At 53.3% G+C, this 20,292-nt stretch carries 12 protein-coding genes; 5 read left to right on the top strand and 7 right to left on the bottom strand.

Going from position 1 to position 20,292, the window contains the following annotated elements:
* The first annotated feature begins 160 nt into the window (after nucleotides 1-160).
* The 4 genes from ACJJV2_RS15075 to ACJJV2_RS15090 all read left to right on the top strand — a co-directional run bounded on the left by ACJJV2_RS15075 (nucleotide 161) and on the right by ACJJV2_RS15090 (nucleotide 5,975).
* Complete coding sequence (locus ACJJV2_RS15075) at nucleotides 161-2,878, top strand: TrlF family AAA-like ATPase (protein WP_405282014.1); 2,718 nt, start codon at nucleotides 161-163, stop codon at nucleotides 2,876-2,878.
* Nucleotides 2,879-3,134: 256 nt separating this feature from the next.
* A complete protein-coding gene (locus ACJJV2_RS15080; RefSeq protein WP_405282016.1) occupies nucleotides 3,135-4,025 on the top strand; it encodes a pseudouridine synthase in 891 nt (296 codons plus the stop codon).
* Nucleotides 4,026-4,167: 142 nt separating this feature from the next.
* Complete coding sequence (locus ACJJV2_RS15085) at nucleotides 4,168-5,361, top strand: DUF3500 domain-containing protein (RefSeq protein WP_405282018.1); 1,194 nt, start codon at nucleotides 4,168-4,170, stop codon at nucleotides 5,359-5,361.
* Nucleotides 5,358-5,975 carry a hypothetical protein gene (locus tag ACJJV2_RS15090; RefSeq protein ID WP_405282019.1) on the top strand — a complete coding sequence of 206 codons (618 nt, stop codon included), beginning with the start codon at nucleotides 5,358-5,360 and terminating at the stop codon, nucleotides 5,973-5,975. The genes ACJJV2_RS15085 and ACJJV2_RS15090 overlap by 4 nt, the downstream gene beginning before the upstream one ends.
* A gap of 519 nt (nucleotides 5,976-6,494) precedes the next feature.
* On the opposite strand, the gene ACJJV2_RS15095 is transcribed toward ACJJV2_RS15090, so the two are convergent.
* From ACJJV2_RS15095 to guaB, 4 genes are all read right to left on the bottom strand, one after another.
* The gene (locus ACJJV2_RS15095; RefSeq protein WP_405282021.1) at nucleotides 6,495-8,261 is read right to left on the bottom strand and encodes a UvrD-helicase domain-containing protein; all 1,767 of its coding nucleotides are present in this window, start codon (nucleotides 8,259-8,261) and stop codon (nucleotides 6,495-6,497) included.
* Nucleotides 8,262-8,265: 4 nt separating this feature from the next.
* The gene (locus ACJJV2_RS15100; protein WP_405282023.1) at nucleotides 8,266-10,191 is read right to left on the bottom strand and encodes an ATP-dependent nuclease; all 1,926 of its coding nucleotides are present in this window, start codon (nucleotides 10,189-10,191) and stop codon (nucleotides 8,266-8,268) included.
* A gap of 532 nt (nucleotides 10,192-10,723) precedes the next feature.
* On the bottom strand, nucleotides 10,724-12,298 hold the full coding sequence (gene guaA / locus ACJJV2_RS15105) for a glutamine-hydrolyzing GMP synthase (protein ID WP_054555315.1): 1,575 nt from the start codon (nucleotides 12,296-12,298) through the stop codon (nucleotides 10,724-10,726).
* 164 nt (nucleotides 12,299-12,462) lie between these two features.
* On the bottom strand, nucleotides 12,463-13,932 hold the full coding sequence (gene guaB / locus ACJJV2_RS15110; RefSeq protein WP_131431234.1) for an IMP dehydrogenase: 1,470 nt from the start codon (nucleotides 13,930-13,932) through the stop codon (nucleotides 12,463-12,465).
* A gap of 409 nt (nucleotides 13,933-14,341) precedes the next feature.
* On the opposite strand from guaB, the gene xseA reads away from it, so the two are divergent.
* Nucleotides 14,342-15,712 carry an exodeoxyribonuclease VII large subunit gene (xseA, locus tag ACJJV2_RS15115; RefSeq protein ID WP_405282026.1) on the top strand — a complete coding sequence of 457 codons (1,371 nt, stop codon included), beginning with the start codon at nucleotides 14,342-14,344 and terminating at the stop codon, nucleotides 15,710-15,712.
* Between the two features lie 231 nt (nucleotides 15,713-15,943).
* Here xseA and glrR read toward each other — a convergent pair whose 3' ends face one another.
* The 3 genes from glrR to ACJJV2_RS15130 all read right to left on the bottom strand — a co-directional run bounded on the left by glrR (nucleotide 15,944) and on the right by ACJJV2_RS15130 (nucleotide 19,559).
* Nucleotides 15,944-17,311, bottom strand: coding sequence for a two-component system response regulator GlrR (gene glrR, locus ACJJV2_RS15120; RefSeq protein ID WP_054555312.1), 1,368 nt, complete (start codon nucleotides 17,309-17,311; stop codon nucleotides 15,944-15,946).
* A 120-nt stretch (nucleotides 17,312-17,431) separates the two neighbouring features.
* A complete protein-coding gene (locus tag ACJJV2_RS15125; RefSeq protein WP_052384557.1) occupies nucleotides 17,432-17,998 on the bottom strand; it encodes a hypothetical protein in 567 nt (188 codons plus the stop codon).
* Between the two features lie 4 nt (nucleotides 17,999-18,002).
* On the bottom strand, nucleotides 18,003-19,559 hold the full coding sequence (locus tag ACJJV2_RS15130) for an ATP-binding protein (RefSeq protein ID WP_405282028.1): 1,557 nt from the start codon (nucleotides 19,557-19,559) through the stop codon (nucleotides 18,003-18,005).
* Between the last annotated feature and the right edge of the window lie 733 nt (nucleotides 19,560-20,292).

The raw sequence follows: 20,292 nt of genomic DNA on the forward strand, positions 1-20,292 counted from the left end.
CACACTACTTGTTTTCAAGCAAGAATATTCAATGAATCATGAATAAAAACTGAATAAATAGTTCTTTAGCTACAAACTCTTGTTGTAGACTCAAAGAGTAATTTTCTGTATCGACAAAGAAGAGCCTTCAGCTTACAAAATAACATTCAGGGATGAAGATATGAAGCATATTTACTCAGGTAGCCGTTGGTATAAATTTGATTTTCATACACATACTCCAGCTTCATCTGACTACAAAATTAAGAACGAAACTCCTGAGCAGTGGCTAAAAGCATTAATGCTTGAGGAAATTGACTGTGTAGCCATAACAGACCATGTAACTGGTTACTGGGTTGATATACTAAAGAAATGCTATGAGAGTATGGATACAACTAGTGACTGGTATCGACCAATTGAATTGTTTCCTGGGTGTGAAATAACAATAAGCACGGGACAGTCTCGAGTTCATTTATTAGCCATATTTGGATATGATTGTAACACCGCAAAGATAAATGCAATATTAGGCCAGTGTGGTATCACAGGGGGACATGGTGATGCAGATAGTACCTGCGCGACTGAATCCATCGAAAAGGTTATCGATATAATTTCTAAAGCTGGCGGTATAGCGATACCAGCACATATTGATGGCGCAAAGGGTTTTCTACATAAAGTTAAAAATTTAAATCAGGAAATTACAAACTGGCTAAAGAAAATCGAAGCCGCAGAATTCATTAATCTAAATTATCTAGACCAAGTAAACCCTGAGTTAGCTACAGCCTGTAGCAATTTAGCTAAGCTACAAGGCTCAGATGCCCACGAGTGCTCTCGCTTAGGGAAGCGTTTTACTTGGATAAAAATGAGCACACCATCTATAGAAGGCCTAAGCTTAGCTTTATATGACCATAACCTATGCGTAATTAACGAATCAGAAGATCCGAATAGCACGCCAGACATATATATAAAGAGTCTATCAATATCTCAAATGCAGCATTGTGGTCGCATTAATTCGCATCCAACTGAGTTTAATCTACATCCACTCTTCAATGCGGTAATTGGCGGGAGGGGATCGGGTAAATCAACTTTCATAGAATCTATCAGATTAGCAATGGGAAGGGAGGATGAAGCATCAGAGCTTACACAAATACATACTGATATAATAGCCTTTAAAAATGGCGTAACAAACCCAAATACAGTAATTAAAGTAGGTATACAGAGAAGAGATGAACTATATCAGTCCATTTGGAAAAAAAATAGTCCGCCTTATATTGAAAAATACAGAAATGATGATTGGGTTTTAGATAACGGGAAACCAAAAGAAAGATTTAACGTGAGCCTTTACAGCCAAAAACAAATAAACAGCTTAGCAAGTAACCCGAATAGCTTATTAGATATAATAGATAGATCTGATGAAGTAAATATAAGCGAATGGAACGTGGCCTTCAGTAATGAGACGGCCAATTTCCTAACCTTTAAAAATGAAGTACGCTTACTTGAAGGTAAGCTGAACAATAGAGGATTTCTTGCATCACAGAAAGATGACTTAAATAGTGATATTGAAAGTTTTGAAAAAGGAGGCCACCGAGATATATTTCATTCATATCAAAGGTTCGTACAAGAGAAGCAAAAACTAGATGCTTCAATTGATACAAAAAATCTAGTCAAGTTTATTGATAATATACTCACAGAAAGATTTATAAACACAGACTTCTTATCAGATGAAACGACTAGCTCTTCTCAGTTAGCAGAGCTCGAAGACATACAAAGAAAATTTAATGGAAGAATAATAAAATTCAAGGAAGAGTTAACAAAATTAAAGGCCGTTGTTATTGATGCGGAAGAAGAAAGAGAGAAATCTATACAACATACAGAATGGTATATAAATGGATGCAACTCTGAAATCAAATATAATGAAATTGTCAGCGAATACCAAGCTAAAGGAGTAGAGCTAAATCCAGATAAATACGAGACATGGATTAGGCAACGAAATATTATAGATGAACAAATCAAAAATTTGGACAGTGTCGAAAAAACACTATTAATCAAGGAAAAGGAATGTGAAAAATCACTCATAAAACTTTATAAGCTAAGACGTAGATTGCAGCAAAAAAGGCAAAAATTCATTTCAAAGGTTATTGGTGGCAACAAATACGTAAGAATGAAGCTGGAACCATTTTCGAGCCATTCGAATATTGAAAGTCAATTCAGGAGCCTAATTGGAATTGAGAATAGTTTCTCTAGCTCAATTTACCAAGACGACCAGCCTAGCTCTTTGCTATACCCGTTGCTTACTGAAAAACTAGCTCCTAACAGTGTAGTTAGGCTAGTTGCCGAACTAAAAAGCACTATTGTAAAAATAGCAAAACAAGATGACCATTCTTATCCTATACACCAAAAATTACAAAACTCATTGGTTCAAAAGCTAGTCAAACAGCCAGAGTCGTATGATAGGCTAATGACTTGGTGGCCTGAAGATAATCTAGTAGTAGAATATGCAAAAGATATTGCTAAAGAAAAATTTGAGAATATAGAAAAAGGATCGGCAGGACAAAAAGCAGCAGCAATACTTGCTTTTTTGCTCAGCCATGGAGACAACCCCATTATTGTAGATCAACCTGAAGATGATCTGGATAACGCTCTCATATACCAGCTAATTGTTTCTCAGATCCATGAGAATAAAAAGAAAAGACAAATAATAATGGTAACCCACAACCCAAACATAGTAGTAAACGGAGATGCCGAACTTGTTAATGTTCTAGAATTCAAGAAAGGGCAAATTCAAATTACTAAAGCGGGCGGATTATGTGAAAAGGAAATTCGCGAACATGTATGCAACATCATGGAAGGTGGCACTACAGCTTTTGATAAACGTTATCAAAGACTAAGAAGCTATAATAGCTGAAAAATATAAACTACTAATTATGCCGAGCTATCTTCCAAAGCATAGCTCGGCATAATTTATAACATAAAGCTATGAATAAAACATATGCAAAACCATTAACATGCTTACTATAACCATGGTGCTCATTTATTAAGCTTAAAATAGGATTAACTAGCTGTATAATCCTGACTAGTAGCTAACCTCCTAAGCCTAATTTCATCACCATTAAACAGCCATCTCTGTATAATTGTTTTTCATTCAAGCTCCTAGGTCCTCAATGTCCATTTCCGCGCGTCCTTCCAAGCTGAGCCTGCCTCAGGTCAATCCCGGTGTGACGACAGTGCTGGAGTATCTGCTGCTCAAGTTTCCGGCGATTGCCGAGTCACGCTGGCGCGAGCGCATGGCCGAGGGTAAGGTGCATCGCGATGATGGCTCGCGGATTACGCCAGAGTCGCCCTATCAGCCACATCTGCGCGTGTTCTATTACCGCGAGGTGGCAAGCGAGCCGAGCATTCCTTTCGCGGAGCGGATTCTCTATCAGGATGAGCACATTCTGGTGGCCTACAAGCCGCACTTCCTGCCGGTGACACCCGGTGGCCTGTACGTGAACGAGTGTCTGCAACAGCGGCTGCGCAAGCGCACCGGAATAGAGGCGCTGCAGGCGGTTCATCGGCTGGATAGGGTCACGGCGGGGCTGGTGCTGTGCTCCGTCAATCCCGACACGCGCCCCCTCTACCATCAGCTGTTCAAGTCACGAAATATCCACAAGACCTATCAGGCCATCGCCGAGACCCACAGCGATGAGCCCCTGGTGGGCCAGCAGTGGGAGGTGAAGAATCGTCTCGAGCAGAGCGAGCAACGCTTCCGCATTCATGTCACCGACGGCGCAGCCAACAGCCACTCGGTGATTCGCTGCGTGCAGCAGACAGACCGCCGGGCATTGTTCGAGCTGCATCCTGTCACCGGCAGAACCCACCAGCTACGCGTGCATATGCAGACGCTGGGCTGGCCGATTCTGAATGATCGCTACTACCCCGTGCTGCAACCGCTCTCGCCGGATGACTACGCGCGCCCCTTGCAGTTGCTCTCCAAGGGGTTCGAATTCATTGACCCCGTCACCGGCGAGGCAAGACGCTTCGAATACGACGGTGACCTGACACTGGCATGAGCCGTGACATGGCCCGTGGCTGTCGTCGCCAGCCGACGCACAGCCCATCGCATGTGCACAAAGAAATCATCTGGCGAAGGCTTCCTGCTCGACGTCAGGCGGGCTAAGGTTTTCCTCCTGTCCCCGGAAAATAGGCCCATCGATGTCCCGACGTCTCGCAGTGACCGGAGGAGCCGCGCTGGCCGCGCTCCTGTCCTTCCCCGTCCTCGCACAACAAGGGCACGACGGGCCGCCGCCCGATCACGATGGCCCGCCGCCGATGTCAGCGGAAGACCAGGCCCTGAGCGAGGCGCTGCGCGCGCGCATGGGCGATACCAGCACCCAGATGCAGAGCGTGCCCATCCCCGAGAGCGCCGCCGAGTGCGGCGACACACCCGGTTATGAGCGCATGCTGTGCCTGATCGATCTGCTCAAGGCGGATATCTCCGACGATGACATCCTGCAGAACCTGCAGCATGACTACTCCCTCGCAGAGGCCGAGAACTGGAGCAATCTGCCCGCTGGCGCCTTCCCGAAACGCCCCGGTGTGCTGCTGGGCGAGCTGAATATCAAGCAGCGCGGCCTCGTCAAAGCCATCATGCTGGAAGCCACCGGCCACGCGCCCGATGAAGGCTTCGACGAGATGCTCCAGACGCTCAACGCCGATGACTACATCAACACCGTCAGCACCGACTACAAGGCCGGTTACTCCTCCTACAACACCAAGTTCGCCTTCCTCGGCACGCCCGGCGAGACCGGCACCTGGGAGCTGTACTACGGCGGCCACCACATGGCCTTCGCCAACACCTACACCGACGGCAAGCTGGCCGGCGCCACGCCCTCCTTCCGTGGTGTGGAACCCTTCCCCTATTTCGAGATGAACGGGCGCGTGAACGAGCCGCTGACCCAGGAGCGCGATGCCTTCGCCACCCTGTTGAGCTCGCTCTCCGATGACCAGCAGGCCAAGGCCACGCTGGAAGGCACCTACCGCGACATTCTCGCTGGCCCTCAGGCCGATGATGCCATCCCCGAAAGCTATGAAGGCCTGCCGGTCTCCGAGTTGGATGATGACCAGCGAGCGCTGCTGCTGACGGCTATCGAGACCTACGTGGACGATATCTCCGCCCCCGAAGCCGCGGCCTACATGGAGAAGTACACCTCCGAGCTTACCGAGACCTATCTCGGCTTCTCCGGCACGCCGCAGGTCAGCGCCGAAAATGATTATGTGCGCATACACGGCCCGTCGCTGTGGATCGAATTCTCATTGCAGTCGAACAAGTCCACCGACAAGGTCGGCAACCATCCGCACTCGGTATGGCGTGACCGCACCGACGACTACGGCGGCCAAAGCGAATGACCCGCTGCTCGCCGTGGCGCGCGGCGCTGCTCACGCTCGCGGTGATGATCGGCGGGGCCACGCTTGGCGGCAATGGTATGGGCATCATCCAGTCGGCTCACGCCCATGCCCTACGCGGCAGCACGCTCATCTTCCAGCCGCAGCCACAGCATACGCTCAAGCTCACCCTCCAGTTCCCGCGTGAAGACCTGCTGATCGCCGCGCCGGAGCTGGCAGCGCTTGGTGACGCCAAGCCCGATGCTCCCTTGCCGCAGGCGCTGACAGATCAGCTCGGCGACTATCTCAGTCGGCACCTAGCGCTCTCAAAGGACGGTGACACGCTGCCGCTGACACTCACCGAGGCACATCTCACCTCCACCTATCAGCCACAACTCGGCGACTACCTGCTGGTCGTCACACAATGGGATGTAAAGACCGAGGAAGCCGAACCGGACTCACTGCTGCTGAAATACGACGCCGTGATGCACGAAGTCCGCAATCACCGCGCCGAAGTCGAATGGCAAACTCCCGAAGGTGACACCCGCCTGATGGCCGACTTCGGCTTCTTCCACTCCGCCCACGGTGTCCGGCTGAACCTGCAGAAGGCCAGGCAGGCGCCAGCCAAGCAGGAGTGAGCCGAGCTGGAGTAAACAAGGCGGTTAGCGTTTCCTGAATCGCGCTCACAAAAAAGCCCTTCCGGCCAATGGCCAGAAGGGCTTTTTGCTTGCTGCGTTCTCGTCTCGATCAGTTCAAGAGACCGTCAGGACGAAACGCTGCGTCAGCTCAGCGAGGGGTGATCGTCAGGCGATCATTCCCACTCGAACATCAATGATCAGAAAATACATCGAAATAACAGCTAGTTAGAAAGACCACCTTTCTCGATACCATCATCTATACCATGCACAGATTTTTTTGATTTTTTGCTGCTCGTCGGCGTTTCAGCTCAACTTTGGCCCAGGCGGAGGATTCAGCCATGTCACGCCGTAGCTGCTCACGTTTCTTAGCAGATAGCCTGATATTTTCCAGCTTCGCTTCATTTGACATACATTCCCCGCTTTTGCTCAGGACTCCGAAAATCCAAACTGTAGAGACAAGCCTTCAACACGATTTCATTCTTGCACTAAAACTACAACAGCATATTTTATTGAAGTAGCTTAGGGGAAAAAGTGAAAGCCGAGGGAGGCAAAGGCCTCGATCTGGGGTTTATCCAGTTTTTTTACAGCCCAAACCAGCCGGTGTTTGGGCCGTGATGAAGCAACGTAAGCAAATCTGGCTGCTTCGCTAGAAGGATCCTTTAACCAACTCTTCCAATTAGATTCTGGCTGCCCACGCGCATCAGGACTTGACAACAATATCGTAACATCATGAGTTTCACCTTTTGCACCATGTATTGTTGCTTTTCTTTTTATTTTCTGAGGGCTAGCTTTATTTCCCAACGATTCCGCAACATTTTTCGTGGCTTCCCCTTTTGGAGATCTGAGATTAACCCCCTCTAAGGGCGATAGTACGTCCCCAAGCTCCTCACTCAAAAACAAGTTACTGCACATACATTGAATTTCCGGCTTAATAGCGCTCACCCACTCAGACCATGTTCTATCGAAATCGTCAAACCCTTTGCTTTTCAAATGAGTAATAGCTGATAAAAGGAATGTTCTCCATTCTCTAGTAGATTCTACACACTGAGGACAGTTGAAACTGTTTGGCTTTACACTTCCTTTTAAATAAAACCGAATAAACTCTGAAAAAAGACTCAGGGAATCTTTTACATTCTGCATATTTTCAGCATTAAAAATACCGATCGATAACGCTAACTTGTGAACAGGTTTCAAATCACGATTTGATGTATTAAACCGTGCCAATAATGCATGCCCTCTACTGACCAAAACTGTTTCATCAAACCCATCACATAAATGTTCAAAAACATCAATTAGTTCAGTGGGGCATTTTTCGTATTGCACAACATAGCACGTTGGCTCTAACTGAGTAAGTCTACCTATAATATTATCTCTTCCGGTCAAACTTCCACATAGATCTATTATTTTCTGGCAACTACGAAAATTATTTGTCAGTTTAAGATTGACAAAATTATTCTTATCAGCAAACTCTTTTACAGCCAACGGATCAACATCTCTGAAGCCATATATTGCCTGATTCAAATCACCGACAAAATGGACTTTTGTACCAAAGCCAATAAGCTTCTCAATAATCATCAATTGTTCAACGCATAGATCTTGACATTCATCAACATAGATTAGCGGCCATCTTTTTGCGAGCGTCTGAAAAAACACTTCATATTTTTCGTCACTTAACGCTTTTATAGCGAGATACTCTATATCTCCGTAAGTTGCAAACCCACAAGAAAGCATATTGTTTTTAGCTTTCAAAAGATCTTCAACTTGCCAATTCTCAAAAGAAAAAGAGCCTAATATACGATCCCTTTTACTATCTCCTGTACTGAACTCAAATATATTATCCTTTACATTAATAGAGAATTGGTGAGCACATATATTTCCTTGCTTGGCAATACCGTATTTGGTTCTAAATCCAAAAAACCCAGACGAGCCATCAACTAATCTAAGCGAGCAATCACCACCCTCTCCAACATATCCTGTTAAATCCGTCGATAAAGGATTAACTATATTTTTATAAACAAAGCTATCAAAAGTGCCTAAAAAATGAGGAAAAAAACCATACCCAGAAGGCATGTGCTTAGTAACTCGAGCTTTCAACTCGTCGGTTGCACTATTAGAAAATGAAAGTACTGCCATACCTCCTGGAAATTTATTCCAACTTCTCATTTCTCTTGCAACCTTTGCCGCTACAACCTCAGTTTTTCCACTACCAGGACAAGCCTCTAAAAAAACACATTTATCTATATCAGACTCTATATAATCTCGCTGCTCATTAGTGAATTCCATCATTAGATTAATCCTTGATTTCCAATGAGCATGCCCAGAGCACAGACTGTTTTATATAATCTGGCACAGTTAAACTCAAATCACCAATATTGATTTTATCAGAAAGGATTTGAGCAAAAATACCTTTCCCAATATTCTCATTATCAATACGATTTAAAATTTGTTTCGCGACATAAGATTTTTCTTCTGATGTTTTTTCTGTCCAGTCTTCTCTGCTGATAGCTTCGAGACTTTCTATAACCGGACTACTTCCAGACTTAGGTACAGGCCAAAGCGAAGCCAAGATTTTTGCCATTACAGCAGCGTTGTTTCCTTCCATTGCAAGATCATATTCAAGCGTTTTGTACTTGCTTACGAATAAGCGTGCATTATCTGATGAAGAAATATCATCAACTAACTTAATTGCGTGATTATTACCATCTAGTAGATTCCCATCATGCGGAATATAATCCATCGCAATATTTTCCCCTGCAATATTTCCTGTTGTTATTCTCTTTGGGGGATCTAGGTCTGTAATACCGGAGCAACGTATTGGTATATTCATGCCGATTTGATCTTCTTCACCATTCACATTATTTAGATTACAATAAAGTCTTATAAAATGATTAAAGTATATACCATTCATATTAATGACTGATATACCCTGATCTTCAAGATTATTCTTCCCATCAGGTTTTTCTTTAAGTACTTCTTTCGCCAGTGCAGGAATAAGCATTTGTTCTGCAATTCCTTCGACTAACACAACCCCACTTGCGAATAAAAGATTAGACTTAGTTACATCTAGCCAGCGGTTAATGAATTGTTTGCTATTAATAGGCAAACCACACTCTCTTAATGGTGTTGCAATAGGAAGATTAGATTTAGAGAGATGGATTATAGAATCTATATTAACTGAAGATGCCATAACAGTAGAATGAGTAGTGACGATAACTTGGACATTACTATCTTTGGCATCTGCCACAGATTTTATATGACTCAAAAGCCTAATTTGAAGCTGAGGGTGTAAGTGTGCCTCTGGCTCCTCAATTAAAAGTATTTTAAATATAGGACCATCATCTGCTTGATCGTCATCAAGCGTAAGCTCTGCCAATATAGATGCAATATAAAGAAGATTATTATACCCCAAACTATTTTGACTTAAGCTACGAAATAATGACTCATCCTTAGGTTTCATCCCCGGAAAGAACAAAAGAGTTAGACTTTCTACTATTTTCGTAAAATCACTTTCAACGAATTGTATTCTAGTGCTTTGCCCAAAATGTTGACCTATAGCTTTTTCTAACTGTTCGCCAACAAGATTATTAGCACGCTTGATACTTAGTTCATCATCTTCCGAGAGTGTTACATTAAAATCTTTAATTTTTTCTTCGAGAGGGTGGGGCTTTTGATTTTTCCTACAATCTTTCAATTCTTTACGATTGATAGCTTTAAGGAGTTTTGACAGCCTAGACATCCTGCCATTTTTGAGCTTTGATTCGGCATCGCGAAGGGGAGGCAAATAAACACATTGAATAAGATCAATTAACTCTGGATCGAATTGCGCCCCTCTAGCTGTTCCTCCCCATAAAATCCTCTTATAGCGACCGCGAAGTTCCTTATTTTCAACTTGAAGATTCAGTAATGCTGATTCAGAGTTTCCTGTCCAAGATAGAAATGCAACTTTTTCATCTATTTTTAAATCGGTAAACCTTACAGAGGCAGAAAAGAATGGTGCCTGATAAGAAGCAGAGATGAAATCAGAATAAAAATCTTCATCGCTAATACTATACCGACCAGATTCAGAGTCTTGAAATAGCTGTCTCATAGCATTTATTATAGCTGTTTTCCCTGCACCATTTTCACCAACAACAACATTAAGCCCACTGTTAAGTAAAAGAGTAAACTTTTCTTTAAAGCAGCGAAAGCCTTCTACCTCCAACTCTTTAATATACATTTATTCTCGTCCCTAAGATTTATGTATTCAAAATATGAACATTATTACCAATGAACTTAAAAAACAACCTTTATAAAAAATCTAAAAAAACACCCTTTCTAACCGAACTTTTATTAAGTTATTAGCATACTTTCCAAGACAGTTCTGTAATACTTTAGCATCTACTCTTCCCCCCTCCGATTAACCTAGGTTTCTAGAATACCCTAGAATTGACATAAAATAATTTTACTCTACAGATTATCCACCTATTCAGTCTACTAGGCTATGTTAATAGTAGTAAAATTTCAGCACAATGCTTTAGAGGCATACGGAATAATACTCTAATTTTTAAAAATGTGAGTCTCACTTTCACATGCTTCTCATTCAACGTGTGGTTATCAACTTTTAATCTAGTATATATTCCCCCACAAAAAAGCCCTTCTGGCCATTGGCCAGAAGGGCTTTTTGCTTGCTGCGTTCTCGTCTCGATCAGGTCAAGAGACCGTCTAGACAGAACGCTGCGTCAGCTCAGCGAGGGGTGATCGTCAGGCGATCATTCCCACTCGATGGTGGCCGGCGGCTTGCTGCTGACGTCATAGGTGACGCGCGAGACGTGCTCCAGCTCGTTGATGATGCGGTTGGAGACCTTCTCCAGCAGCTCATACGGCAGGTGCGCCCAGCGGGCAGTCATGAAGTCGACGGTCTCGACGGCACGAATGGCGATGACCCACTCGTAACGACGGCCATCGCCGACGACGCCGACGGACTTGACTGGCAGGAAGACGGCGAACGCCTGGCTGGTCTTGTGGTACCAGTCGAAGTTGTGCAGTTCTTCGATGAAGATGGCGTCGGCTTCACGCAGGATATCTGCGTATTCCTTCTTCACTTCACCGAGGATACGCACGCCCAGACCCGGCCCCGGGAAGGGGTGACGGTAGACCATGTCGTAGGGCAGGCCGAGTTCGAGACCGACCTTGCGGACTTCGTCCTTGAACAGTTCGCGCAGCGGCTCGACCAGTTCCATCTTCATGTCGTCCGGCAGGCCGCCGACATTGTGGTGGGACTTGATGACGTGGGACTTGCCGGTCTTGCTGGCAGCGGATTCGATCACGTCCGGGTAGATGGTGCCCTGGGCGAGGAAGTCGACATCCTTGAGCTTGGCGGCTTCGGCATCGAACACTTCGATGAAGGTGTTGCCGATGGCCTTGCGCTTGGCTTCCGGGTCGCTGACGCCAGCCAGCTTGCCGAGGAAGAGGTCTTCAGCGTCAACACGGATGACCTTCACGCCCATGTGGCGAGAGAAGGTTTCCATGACCTGGTCGCCTTCCTTCTTGCGCAGCAGGCCGTTGTCGACGAAGACGCAGGTCAGCTGGTCGCCGATGGCCTTGTGCAGCAGCGCCGCGACCACGGAGGAGTCGACACCGCCGGACAGGCCGAGCAGCACCTTGCGGTCACCGACCTGAGCGCGAACGCGATCCGTGAGGTCTTCGATGATCTTGGCCGGAGTCCACAGACGCTCGGACTGGCAGATCTCGATCACGAAGTGCTCGAGGATGCGCTGACCCTGCAGGGTGTGGGTGACTTCCGGGTGGAACTGCACGCCGTAGAACTGCTTCTCTTCCCACGCCATGGCGGCGATCGGGCAGCTCGGGGTGGAGGCGGTGACGGTAAAGGTCTCCGGGACCTTCGCGACCTTGTCACCGTGGCTCATCCAGACGTCGAGCAGCGGGCGGCCTTCGTCGTCCAGGTGGTCCTTGATGTCCTTGAACAGCGCGGACTCACCGTCGACACGAATCTGGGCATAGCCGAATTCGCGCACGTTGGAACCTTCGACCTTGCCGCCGAGCTGCTCGGCCATGGTCTGCATGCCGTAACAGATGCCGAACACCGGCAGACCCATCTCGAACACGCACTCAGGCGCACGCGGCGAGTCCAGCTCGGTGACGGATTCCGGGCCACCGGCCAGGATGATGCCGTTGGGATTGTACTCGCGGATCTCTTCTTCGGTGATGTCGAAGGCACGCACCTCGGAGAACACGCCCAGCTCACGCACGCGACGCGCGATCAGCTGTGTGTACTGGGAACCGAAATCGAGGATCAGGATCTTGTGGGAATGGATGTCTTGCATCTTCAGTCTCTCATTGGGGAGTCATGTGACCCGCTTCGGAGCTGCGAGGGAGCGCGGCGTCGTCTCCTTCCGGCCCCCGAAACCGCCGGGGGAGAAGTTTTCTCGACCTAAGCAAAGCGGGAACCCGTGTAGGGCTCCCGCTTTGCGTCGCGCTTCGCTATGTCTCAGTCGCGCCGATAGTTGGGCGCTTCCTTGGTGATCTGCACGTCGTGGACGTGGGATTCGGCGAAGCCGGCACCGGTGATCTGCACGAATTGCGGCACGGTGCGCATCTCTTCGATGGTCTGGCTACCGGTGTAGCCCATGGAGGCACGCAGGCCGCCCATCAGCTGGTGCACGATGGCGCTCATCATGCCCTTGTAGGGCACGCGGCCTTCGATGCCTTCCGGTACCAGCTTCTCGACGCCGGCATTCTTGTCCTGGAAGTAACGGTCGCTGGAGCCCTGGGTCTGGGACATGGCGCCCATGGAACCCATGCCGCGATACGCCTTGTAGGTACGACCCTGGAACAGCTCGACTTCGCCCGGCGCTTCTTCCGTCCCGGCGAGCAGGCCGCCGATCATGACGATGCTGGCGCCTGCGGCGATGGCCTTGGCGATGTCACCGGAGAAGCGGATACCGCCATCGGCGATGACCGGCACGTCGTACTTGGCCATGGCGGCCGCGACGTTGGCGACGGCGCTCATCTGCGGCACACCGACACCGGCGACGATACGCGTGGTGCAGATGGAACCCGGGCCGATGCCGACCTTGACGCCGTCTGCGCCGGCTTCTGCCAGGGCGATGGCGGCTTCAGCGGTCGCGATGTTGCCACCGATGACCTGAATCTTCGGGTGGTGCTCCTTGACCCAGGCGACGCGGTCGATCACGCCCTTGGAGTGACCGTGAGCGGTGTCGACGACGATGACGTCAACGCCGGCTTCGGCCAGTGCAGCGACGCGGTCCGGGGTTTCCGGGCCGGTGCCGACGGCGGCGCCGACCAGCAGGCTGCCGTTGCTGTCTTTTGCCGCGTTCGGGTAGGTCTTGACCTTCTCGATGTCGCGAACGGTGACGAGGCCGCGCAGGCGGAATTCGTCATCGACGATCGGCATCTTCTCGATGCGGCTTTCCTGCAGCTTGGCCTTGATCTGGTCCAGCGGCGTGCCTTCCAGCACGGTGACCAGCTTCTCGCGGCCGGTCATGATGCCGGCGACGGTATCGCTGAAGTCAGGCTGGAAGCGCATGTCGCGACCGGTCACGATGCCGACCAGGTATTCACCCTCGACCACCGGGAAGCCGGAGTAGCCATGCTCCTCGGACATTGCCAGCAGATCCTGGATCTTGGCCTTCGGGCTGACAGTGACCGGGTCACGCACGATGACGCTTTCGTGCTTCTTGACCTTGCGGACTTCCGCGGCCTGCTGGGCGATGCTCATGCTCTTGTGGATGATGCCGACACCACCTTCCTGCGCCATGGCGATGGCCAGGCGAGCTTCGGTGACGGTATCCATCGCAGAGGAGATAAGCGGGATATTGACGCTGATGTCGCGTGTGAGACGTGATCTCAGGCTGACGTCCTTGGGGAGGACCTCGGAGTAGCCGGGGACGAGAAGAACGTCATCAAACGTCAGAGCTTCTTGCGCTATACGTAGCATGTCGAACGCCCAGTAGCAGTTTATGAGGGATGCGCGAAAGCCGCAGTGCAGGGCCCGATGGACAGGCGCCATGACTACGGTTCTAGCGGTTGCTGCGAGGTAATCACCCATGATAACCCATTCGCCCCGCCCGAGACAAACGTCGCAGGCTATCAAACTCGCAACTTCACGTCCCGGCGGCACTAACCATCTGGTCAACTAAAGCCACGGATGGCGCGGCCTGCGGGCTGGCGGGCGGTGAGTCACCTTGCCAGAGCCGAGCCTCGCTGGGTGCCGGCCAGCGCAGCGCATGGGGCGCTTTGGATCGTCTCTCGCTTCTCGCCTGTGGCATCATTGTCTTGTTCTCTTCACAACTTCAATAGTCGCCCTCACTCAAGCTCCCCGTCAGCTCCAGCACAAGGAATGTCGCGTGTTCGAAACCTCGTCTGCCGCCAACGCCATCAGCGTGACCCAGCTCAACCGCGAGGCCAAGGGCCTGCTGGAGCGAGGCCTGGGGGAGCTCTGGATCGAGGGGGAGATCTCGGGCTTTTCGCAGCCGCGCTCCGGCCACTGCTACTTCACGCTCAAGGATGACAACGCCCAGGTGCGCTGTGCGCTGTTCAAGAGTCGCGCCCAGTTTCTGCGCGAGAAACCCAGGGACGGCGACCGAGTGCGGGTACGCGCCAAGGTGTCGCTGTTCGAGGCGCGTGGCGACTATCAGCTGATCGTCGAGGCGTTGCAGCAGGCGGGGCTGGGGGAGTGGCTGGCGCGACTGGCACGCCTGAGAGAGCAACTGGCGGCCGAGGGCATGTTCGCCAATCAGCGCGCCCTGCCCCATCCGCCGCGCCATCTGGGCGTGATCACCTCCGCGACCGGCGCGGCGCTGCAGGATGTGATCGCGGTGACGCGCAAGCGTTGGCCACAGGCGCATCTGAGCGTATTGCCGGTCGCCGTGCAGGGGCCGCAGGCGGTGCCGCAGCTGATTCGCGCGGTGGCGATGGCCAATCGTGACAGCGACTGTGATGCGCTGCTGATCACGCGTGGCGGTGGCAGCCTGGAAGACCTGTGGGCCTTCAATGATCAGCATCTGGCGCGTGCCATCTTCCACTCGCGCCTGCCGGTGGTCGCCGCCATCGGCCACGAGACCGACACCACCCTGGCGGAGCTGGCCGCCGACCTGCGCGCGCCGACGCCCTCTGCTGCAGCCGAGGCGCTATACCCGGACCAACGTGCTCAGGTGCAGCAACTGACCGCCCTCAAGCAGCGCCTGTGGCGCGCGCAGCGGGCCCGCCTCGACCAGGCGGCGCAGCGGCTGGATCACGCCCGCTCGCGCCTGCGTCATCCGGCGCGTGAGCTGGAAACCCAACGCCAGCGTGCCCGCGAGCTGGAGCGCCGCCTGCACACCGCAGTGCGCATGCGCATGACCAGTGAGCAGCAGAAGGCCGACCAGCTGACCCGCCGCCTGCAGCAGGCCAGCCCCGCGCGCGATATCCAGCGTCATCGTCAGCAACTGGCGATGCTGACCCCGCGCCTCAACAACGCCCTGCCACGTCGCCTGGCCGCTGATCGTGAACGCCTGGAAGGCGCGATGCGCGCGCTGAATGCGGTCAGCCCGCTCAATGTGCTCAACCGTGGCTACGCCATCGTCGAGCGCGTCGGCACCAGCCAGACGCAGTCACCCGGCGACAGCAAGGTGATTCGCGCCGCCCACCAGACCCAGCCCGGCGAGATGCTCTCGATCCGCCTCGGCGAAGGCCGCCTCGCCGTCGAGGTCAAACGTCGCTACAAGCCGCGCCCCTGATCCTCTGATCGGTACTGTCGCGCTACCAAACCGAAAAAGCCCCGCTACCTGAACAGGTAACGGGGCTTTTTCTTGGGCGCTTCACGTCTGACACACCAAGCCGCTTGTGATCTCACGCTTTACGCGCGTGAGCTTGCAAGGACCTGTGGCCGCTTCTGACCTTACGCCCTTCGCGCAGCTCCGGGCCGCTTTTGACCTTGCGCCTTTCGCGTGGCTTCGGACGCGATAAATCTAGAAGTCAGGCGGACCCTGCTCGGCGCCCGGCTTGAACACGCCCGGCTCCAGATCATGACGTCCCAGCAGCTTGTAGAAATCGGTGCGGTTACGTCCGGCGATACGCGCCGCCTGGGTCACGTTGCCTTCGGTAATCTTCAGCACCTTGATCAGGTAGCTGCGCTCGAAGCCGGCACGCGCCTCGGAGAAGGACGGCAAGGCGTTCTCTTCCGCGGCCAGCGCCTGGGAGACCAGCGCTTCCGGAATCATCGAGGAGCTGGTCAGGGCGACACACTGCTCGACCACGTTGACCAGCTGACGCACGTTGCCCGGCCAGGCACTGGAGGCCAGCAGGTTGAGCGCTTCCGGCGAGAAGCCCTTCACGAACGGCTTGTGGCGCGCGGCGGCCTGGCTGATCAGATACTTGGCCAGCAGCGGCACATCCTCGGCACGCTCGCGCAGGGCGGGCAGCTTCAGATTGACCACGTTGAGGCGGTAGTAGAGGTCTTCGCGGAAGTCGCCGTCATGCATCGCCTTGTCGAGATTGCGGTGCGTGGCGGAGATGATGCGCACGTCGATGGGCACCGAGGTGGTGGAGCCCAGCGGGCGGATCTGACGCTCCTGCAGGGCACGCAGCAGCTTGACCTGCAGCGCCAGCGGCATGTCGCCGATCTCATCGAGGAACAGGGTGCCGCCGTCCGCCGCCTGGAACAGGCCCTGGTGGGCGCTGACCGCGCCGGTGAACGAGCCCTTGGCGTGACCGAACAGTTCGCTTTCCAGCAGCTGCTCCGGCAGCGCGCCACAGTTGATGGCGACGAAGGGACGCGAGGCGCGCGGGCTGGCGTTGTGGATGGCCTTGGCCATCAACTCCTTGCCCGAACCGGACGGGCCGGTGACCAGCACGCTGACATCGGATGCCGCCACCATGCGCGCCTGCTCGAGAATCTGCTCCATCTGTGGGGAGCGAGTGATGATGCCAGCGCGCCAGGCATCGTCACCCTCCTTTACGGGCGGCGCCTGGGCCAGCGCCTCATCGATGGCGGCGAACAGCTCGTCCTTGTCGACCGGCTTGGTCAGGAAGCTGAACACGCCCTGGCGGGTGGCACTGACGGCATCAGGGATGGAGCCGTGTGCGGTCAGCAGGATGACGGGCATACCCGGCTGACGCTTCTGCAGCTCACCGAACAGGGCCATGCCATCCATTTCATCCATGCGCAGGTCGGACAGGACCAGGTCTGGACGTGCGGCTTCGAGACGGCTGAGCGCCTCGCGGCCACTGCTGGCCGTCGTGACCTTGAAGCCACGGCTTTCGAGACGCATGCCGAGCAGCTTGAGCAGGCTCGCATCATCATCGACGAGCAGAATATGCGCTTGTGCGTATTTCACACTAACTCTCCTTGCGACACCCGAGGGCCTGGGACATCGACGTCGGGGCCGCACAGTCTTGCGTCATGCAATCGCGGGGATTGAGTGACAGGGTCGTGGCCAGAGTCTGCCGCTGAGGGTTCAGGGCGTGCTCTGGCGGCGCGAATTGATCGATTCTTCGATGGCCGTCAAGGCTTCCAGCTTCTTGGTCAGCTGGGCGTTCTCGGCGCTGAGCTTGCGACGGGCACCGTCATTCTTGTCACGCTCGGCGATCAGACCGCGACGCTCCTCGAGGCCATTGAGCCACTGACGAAGCAGCGGCTGCAAGCGGCTCGGGGCGGTGGGCAGGTCCGCCTTGTAGAGGTCGGAGGCCAGCTCCCAGTCCGATTCATCGCCCCAGCTGAGCACGATGGCACGCGCGAGACGACGGTCGTGCCGGTTGCCTTCCAGCTGCAACAGGGTGCTTTCACGCCAGCCGCTGTTGCCACGCTGGGCCTGCAGCGCGAAGGCGACCCATTCATCCAGCAGGCAGTCCTCGCCGGTGAAGTCCGGCAGGTCGCCGGCGCCGTAGCAGCTCTCCCGCACACTCGGGCTGACCACTTCCGGCTCGCTGCCCGGCATGGTGATATTGGTCAGGGCGCCACAGGCGCTAAGCGTACTGAGCAACACGCCTGCAGCCAGGCGCATCAGTAGTCGTTGACCCTTCATCACTTCAGTTCCTTGCGTGCTTGATGGCATTCAATGACGCCATTTCATGTGGTGTGGACTGCTGATCCGCTCCGGCGGCATCCCTGTCTGCCTGCGGTTCATGCTCGCTGCCTTCCCCTGACGTCAGCGAGCGACTCGGTGTCGGCAATGTCAGCCGGAAGCAGACATCCGCCTTGGGGTCATCCACCAGCGCCAATTGACCAAATTGGGCGCGGGCGCTGTCAGCGGCGACCGAGAGACCGATGCCGGAGCCCTTGAGCGGGCCCTTGCGCTTCACCGCGCCCTGATAGAAGGGCTTGAACAGGTGGTCACGGTCCTGGGCGGCGATGGGTTCCCCGCTGTTGGCGACTTCGATGATCAGCTTGCGACGCTCCTTGCGGGCTCTCAACCACAGGTCACCACTGTCTTCGCCGTAGGCGATGGCATTGGAGATCAGGTTGTCGAGAATACGCCCGGTACGCGGCCTGTCCGCCTCCCAACTGAGGCTGGCAGGCGGAAGATGCACGCGCATGCCCTTCTTTTCCAGTGCCAGGCGATGTTTTGCCAGCACTTCCTTGAACACTTCATGCACATCGAAGCGGCTCTGTTCGAGGCCCTGATTGTGCTGCAGCAGATTGTAGTCGAGGAGTTGCTCGATCAGCTTCTGCAATTCCTTGCTGGAGTCATCCAGCAGGCCAAGAATCTCGGACTGGTGCGGACTCAGCGGCCCGGCGACCTCGTCGATCAGCAGGCCGGTGCCTTCACGGATGCTGGCCAGCGGGGTCTTGAGCTCATGCGACATGTGACGCAGGAACTGCTGCTTCTGCTCCTCGAGCTCATCAAGACGCGTCGACAGCCAGTTGAGGCGCTCGCCCAGCTGCACCAGCTCCGCCGGCCCCTTGATGACGATGGGTCGCTCGCTGTCGGTGCCGCTGCCCAGGCCATTGATGCGGCGCTCCAGCTGCCGGATGGGACGGATGATCAGCCAGGTGAAGAACAGCATCAACAGCAGACTGATGGAGACCAGCGCGGCGGTCTGCCACCACAGCTGATTCTTGACCTGGGAGGCGCGGGCGCGGATGCCTTCGATACGCGCATCGACGAGTTCACGCGTGGAGTTGAGCAGGCCGCTGGCCTGGATCGAGAAGGGCCCGAAGTCTTCCAGATGGCGACTTACCTGGTCGACGCTCATCTCGGGCATGCGCTCGAGCTGTGACAGCGTCGCCTTCAACTCGCTGACGCGGGGGTCCCCCTCGCCCAACAGGCGCGCCTGCTCATCCAGCAAGGTGCGGAAGCTGTTGGCCTTGTCGGCGTAGATCTTCATCAGATCAGGATTTTCCAGCACGGCGTACTGGCGGGCGCTACGCTCCATCTCGACGGCGAGATTGGTCAGCGTGCGGGCGCGGCGGGTCTGGTCGACGGCCTGGCGGGCACTGACATCCGCCAGTTCCGACAACTCCGACAGCGCCTGCCCTGCTTGAAACATGAGCACGGCAATCGGCAGCATCACCACCAGAAATGCCATCAGAACCAGCTGCGGCAGCGAGCGGGGACGCCAGCGTCGTGACACTGTGGAGGCCATGGAAAGAACTCTATGCAAGAAAGGGGTGGTCATCATCGAATCACGTCTTCCTAGAATACCAGAGTTCACCAGCGTCCATCGCGGTTGCCAGTTCGTTAATAAATATGACTCTTATTCAAATCATTACGCTGCCACGAGACGAACCGCCCCATTGGCAACGTTTCGCATGAAATTGTTGGCCATTCAGCGCTAGACGCACAAAAAAAGAGGGCCGGCATAGCCGGCCCCAAGTACGCAGGGAACTGAAGGGTCAGTCATCACGTGGTGCCTCTGGTACCTGGAGACCAGAGGCACTACGTGATTGGCGGGTCTGACAGGTGGTCTGCCTGTCAGTCCCGGGAGAAAAGAACGTCACCTGGTGGTCGTTCCAGGTCAGTTGACGTTCACGCCGGACAGCGTCCGCGCTCCCTATCGGATGTGAAGCAGGGGGCAACACATCGCAATGTGGATGATCGAGTCGGATGGCTTGCCGACTTGCCCGCCTCGATCGTCAATTCGGGGATGACGGCAGCCAATCTCTCCGGCTACCGCATCGGTTTCGGGCATCCTTGCCCGGGCGTCCTTGCCCTCAAGATACTGTCCATGCCCACCAGGGGCCGTACCTGTCTCATCGCAACCTGAAGTCACACATCGCGTGGAGCAGACGCTTGGCCTGTCAGCGATCACGGAGCGCACAGGGTAGTGAGTACCGTCATCGCTGGAAGGCCAGAGAAAGGGGCCGGTGATGCACCTC

Origin of the sequence: Cobetia sp. Ld8, assembly GCF_045066615.1 — a bacterium.
Taxonomy (GTDB): domain Bacteria; phylum Pseudomonadota; class Gammaproteobacteria; order Pseudomonadales; family Halomonadaceae; genus Cobetia; species Cobetia amphilecti.